The organism is Pseudomonas fluorescens (assembly GCF_000968015.1).
Lineage (GTDB): Bacteria > Pseudomonadota > Gammaproteobacteria > Pseudomonadales > Pseudomonadaceae > Aquipseudomonas > Aquipseudomonas fluorescens_W.
Genome location: NZ_LACH01000021.1, coordinates 1 through 4,688 on the forward strand (window position 1 = coordinate 1; position 4,688 = coordinate 4,688).

The 4,688-nt window shown below is 59.9% G+C and carries 6 protein-coding genes; all 6 read right to left on the bottom strand.

Translation table 11 applies throughout. The features are described from left to right. Positions 1–249: 249 nt before the first annotated feature. The 6 genes from VD17_RS12350 to modA all read right to left on the bottom strand — a co-directional run bounded on the left by VD17_RS12350 (position 250) and on the right by modA (position 4,549). Positions 250–480, bottom strand: a complete 231-nt coding sequence (locus tag VD17_RS12350) for a hypothetical protein (RefSeq protein WP_007946177.1) — start codon at positions 478–480, stop codon at positions 250–252. Positions 481–607: 127 nt separating this feature from the next. After that, on the bottom strand, positions 608–829 hold the full coding sequence (locus VD17_RS12355; RefSeq protein ID WP_033055174.1) for a hypothetical protein: 222 nt from the start codon (positions 827–829) through the stop codon (positions 608–610). A 72-nt stretch (positions 830–901) separates the two neighbouring features. Next, positions 902–1,942 (bottom strand): DNA topoisomerase IB, encoded by a 1,041-nt coding sequence (locus VD17_RS12360; protein WP_046054051.1) that lies wholly within the window; start codon positions 1,940–1,942, stop codon positions 902–904. A 75-nt stretch (positions 1,943–2,017) separates the two neighbouring features. Then, positions 2,018–3,097 (bottom strand): molybdenum ABC transporter ATP-binding protein, encoded by a 1,080-nt coding sequence (gene modC, locus VD17_RS12365; RefSeq protein ID WP_046054052.1) that lies wholly within the window; start codon positions 3,095–3,097, stop codon positions 2,018–2,020. A 3-nt stretch (positions 3,098–3,100) separates the two neighbouring features. Then, entirely contained in the window at positions 3,101–3,781 is a 681-nt protein-coding gene (gene modB / locus VD17_RS12370; RefSeq protein WP_046054053.1) for a molybdate ABC transporter permease subunit, read from the bottom strand. Then, positions 3,782–4,549 (bottom strand): molybdate ABC transporter substrate-binding protein, encoded by a 768-nt coding sequence (modA, locus tag VD17_RS12375; protein WP_046054054.1) that lies wholly within the window; start codon positions 4,547–4,549, stop codon positions 3,782–3,784. Between the last annotated feature and the right edge of the window lie 139 nt (positions 4,550–4,688).

The following is a 4,688-nucleotide window of genomic DNA, read 5'->3' on the forward strand; positions in this document are numbered from 1 at the left end:
CCGTGAAGAACCAAAAAAAAGGCCCGCATGCGGGCGGGCCAGGGGGGATTCTTCAAAGGAGTCCGGTCAATCTAGAACCTGAGATGTGAACGCAGCGTGAAACAGACTGCGCAGCCATAAAAAAGCCCAGCGCCAGGCTGGGTTGGGGATGTAGCAGGAAGCGTTCAGGCAAGGACGCACCCGGTGACGATAAGGTCGCCGTTCATGCGTCCTGAATCAGGCCGTGTCCTTGAGGATGTCCAGGTCGAATCATCTGAACCGCGGCAGGGGCGGGTCGACAGGTTTGAGCGACGACAGCGTATTGCGAATCAGTGGCGTGTCCTTCTCGATGTCGTTCAGACGATCACGGATTCTGAGGGCCGTCGGGTGCCCGCCTTGATGATCGACCCAGTCGGCGATTTCCTTGCATGCCGCTGCCAGGCGAGCCTGACGGGAGTCGAGCAGGGTGAGCAGGGTGGTGATGGACTCTTTTTCGGACATGGCAAACACCTCCGTTCAAGAAACCTGTAATTGGCAGCAAAAAGCCCGCGGGGGAGCGAGCTGTCTGCCGATGGGGTCGCTAATCCTTCAGCTTTTTTCAGTATAGACCCGTGAAAGGCAGGTAGCATCAGCCTTCTCGGACCGTCACTTGCGACCTGGCATTGAGCTGCCGGCATTCACGCCGGGCGTCTTCTTCATGGTCGAAACCGTCACCGATGAAGCCACGGGTTCGAGTATCGGCGATGCGATACCAGACGGCGGCATCGGGTGGTGGATGGCTGGTATCTCCGGCTCGGCGGCCATAGATGATGATCTTGTTGCAACGCTTCACAACGAAAATGTCTTCCATGGCGTCACCGCAGCTCATTCAGGTTCACATCAACTATAGAAGCCATTTGCGATCGTGCAAAAAATAGACAGGTCAGTTCGTCGCTTCAACGGTTGCGCTCATCTTCTCCAAAAACAACGCCAGCCCGACTTCCTCTGGCCTGAGCCCTTTGCGCGCTCGTGGCCTGGGCAGCTCAGCCAACGCACCCAAAAGAAAACCATCGAGCACCGCCGGGTGGATGTAGCACTTGCGGCAGACAGCCGGAGTGTTGCCCAGTTGTTTGGCAACGTTCTTGACCATCTCCACCACATGCCGCTTCGCATCCGACTCAGGTTCCCACTGCAGTTTGCGCAAGACCGACAAAGCCAACGCGCTGCCGGCCCAGGTGCGGTAGTCCTTGGCAGTGAAGTCGGCGCCGGTGAGGGTTTGCAGGTAGGCGTTGACGTCGGAGGAACTGACGGTGTGCCGCTCACCGTTTTCATCCAGGTACTGAAACAGGTTTTGCCCGGGAATTTCCAGGCAACGTTTGATGATCCGCGCCAGGCGCCGGTCTTTCACGGTGATCTGGTGCTCGACGCCGCTCTTGCCGCGGAACTGGAACTGGATCGCGTTGCCGTTGACCTCGACGTGACGGTTGCGCAGGGTGGTCAGGCCGTAGGAACGGTTGTCCCGAGCGTACTGGGTGTTGCCGACCCGGATCAGCGTCGCATCGAGCAAGGTGATGACCGTGGCCATGACTTTGTCGCGACTGAAGCCGGGAGCCGCCAACAGTGCTTCAAGCTGTTTGCGCAGTTTCGGCAGCGCCAACCCAAAGTCCCGCAAGCGTGAGTACTTGTCGGCATCACGCACTTCTCGCCAGCGTGGGTGATAACGATATTGCTTGCGACCCCGGGCGTCACGACCAGTGGCTTGCAGATGACCGCGGGGGTCGGCGCAGATCCACACATCGGTGTAGGCCGGGGGGACGGCGAGGGCATTGATGCGTTTGATCTCATCTTGATCGGTGATGCGCTGACCCGCAGGGTTGAAGTAGCAGAACTTGTCGCGCAGTTTCTTGCGGGTGATGCCGGGCTGGGTGTCATCGACGTAATGCAGGTCAGATGGCAGCGCATCGAGTAGCGCGATATCGGGCATGGCGGTAGTCCTTGGCGGTGGATCAGGGGCCGTTAAAGCCATTGACCGCGCGCCGTTGCAGTCGTGCCAGCGGATTTACGCCAGCACCGCCACCGCCTTGATCTGTGCCCAGAGTTGCTGGCCAGGGTGCACGCCCAATTGGTCCCGCGAGTAACGGGTGATCCGCGCCAACAGCGGTGTGCCGCCAGCGTCCAGACGGATCAGCACATGGGCGGCGTTGTCCGCGCCCATTTCGCTGATCACGGTGACCGGCAGGCGATTGAGGATGCTGCTTTGCTCGACGCTTTGCAGGCTCAGGCTGACATCCCGCGCCTGAACCTTGCAGCGCAGCACCTGACCCGGAGTCATCGGTGAGTGAGCCACGCGAATGTTCAGCTTCGTGTTTGGCAGTTGCAGGGTCAGCAACTGATAGTCGGCGTCGTAGGCACTCACGTGCCCCTCGATGACCACGCCGGCGTCGTCGCCCAGCGCCAGGGGCAGGTCGAGACGGGCCAGCGTTTCGCCAATAGCGCCGCTGGCCAGCGCCTTGCCATGGCTGAGCAGAACGAGGTGATCGGCCAACCGCGCGACTTCATCCTGTGAGTGGCTGACGTACAGCACCGGGATGTCCAGCTCATCATGCAGTCGTTGAAGGTAAGGCAGGATTTCGTTTTTGCGTTGGCTATCCAATGCCGCCAGCGGCTCGTCCATCAGCAACAGTTTCGGGCTGGTGAGCAGGGCGCGGGCGATGCCGACCCGCTGCCGTTCACCGCCGGAAAGGTGCTGCGGATGACGATCCAGCAAATGGCCGATCCCGAGCAGTTCAGTCGCGTGAGCCATGTCGACACGCCGCTGTTGGCGAGGAATGCGCTTGAGGCCGAACTGCAGATTGGCCAGCACCGACAGATGCGCAAACAGGCTGGCTTCCTGGAAGACGTAACCCAACGCCCGTTTGTGTGGCGGCACGAAAATCTTCTTGTCGCTGTCCTGCCAGACTTCATCGTTGACCTGGATGAAACCCTGCTCGGCCTTCTCCAGGCCAGCGATGCAGCGCAGGCAGGTGGTCTTGCCCGAACCGGAGTGACCGTAAAGCGCAGTGACGCCACGTCCGGGCAATTGCAGATCCACTTCCAGGGCGAACCCCGAGTACCTCAGTTTCAGACGCGTATGAATCATCGGTCAGCTCCAGCCCGCTTTGGTTTTACGGCTGGAGTAGAGCGCCAGCAACACCATAAAGGAGAACACCAGCATCGCCCCGGCCAGCCAATGGGCCTGGGCGTATTCCATGGCTTCGACGTGATCGTAGATCTGCACCGAGACCACGCGAGTCTTGTCGGGAATATTGCCGCCGATCATCAGCACCACGCCGAATTCACCCACGGTGTGGGCGAAACCGAGAATGGCAGCGGTGATGAAACCGGGGCGGGCCAGCGGCAGGATCACGCTGAAAAACGTGTCCCAGGGATTGGCGCGTAAGGTCGCGGCCACCTCCAATGGGCGAGTGCCGATGGCAGAAAAAGCGTTTTGCAGGGGCTGGACCACGAACGGCATCGAGTAGAGCACCGAGCCGATCACTAACCCTGCGAAACTGAACGTGAGGGTGCCGAGTCCCAGTGATTGGGTGAAGTGGCCGACAAACCCGTTAGGGCCGAGCGCCAGCAACAGATAGAAGCCAATCACCGTCGGCGGCAGCACCAGGGGCAGGGCGACGATCGCCCCGACCGGGCCGCGCAACCACGAGCGGGTGCGCGACAGCCATAACGCAATCGGAGTGCCGATGACCAGCAGAATAACCGTCGTCAGCGACGCCAGTTTCAGGGTCAGCCAGATGGCGGACAAGTCGGCACTCGATAGCGTCATTTAGAGTTGGTAACCGTAGGATTTGATAACTGCCGCGGCTTTCGGACCTTTGAGGTAGTCAACCAGCGCCTTGGCGGCCGGGTTGTCTTTGCCTTTGTTGAGGATCACCGCGTCTTGTTTGATCGGGTCGTGCATATCGGCTGGAACGATCCAGGCCGAGCCGCTGGTGACTTTGCCGTCTTTGTAGATCTGCGACAAGGCCACAAAACCCAGTTCGGCGTTGCCGGTGGAGACGAATTGGTAGGCCTGGGTGATGTTCTGGCCTTCAACGATCTTGGTTTTGACCTTGTCGGTCAGGCCCAGCTTGGCCAGTACCTGAGTGGCGGCCAGACCATAAGGCGCGGCTTTCGGGTTGGCGATGGACAGATGCTGATACTGGTTGTCGCTCAACACTTTGCCCTTGGCATCGACGTAACCTTCTTTCGCCGACCACAGCGCCAGGGTGCCGACGGCGTAGGTGAAGCGCGAGCCCTTGACCGTGTCACCTTCGGTTTCGAGTTTTTGCGGGGTGGTGTCGTCCGCCGAGAGGAACACTTCGAACGGTGCGCCGTTCTTGATCTGGGTATAGAACTGGCCGGTGGCACCAAAGGAGGTAACCAGTTTATGTCCGGTGTCTTTTTCGAAATCAGCGGCGATCGCCTGAATCGGTGCAGTGAAGTTGGCGGCGACGGCGACCTGGACTTCGTCCGCCTGGGCGGACCCGAAAGCGAACACTGCCAGCAGGGTTGCCAGGCAGGTGGGGGCAAAACGTGAGGCACGAATGGTCATGTAACGGCTCCGTGGTAGGCAAGTGCAACGAGGGGGTAATTCGCTATATAGCGGAATATATAGCGAAACGCCTGCAAACGAAATGTGTCGGATGCGCGTTGTTGAGACCGCGCATGTCCCTGTAGCAGCTGGCGCAGCC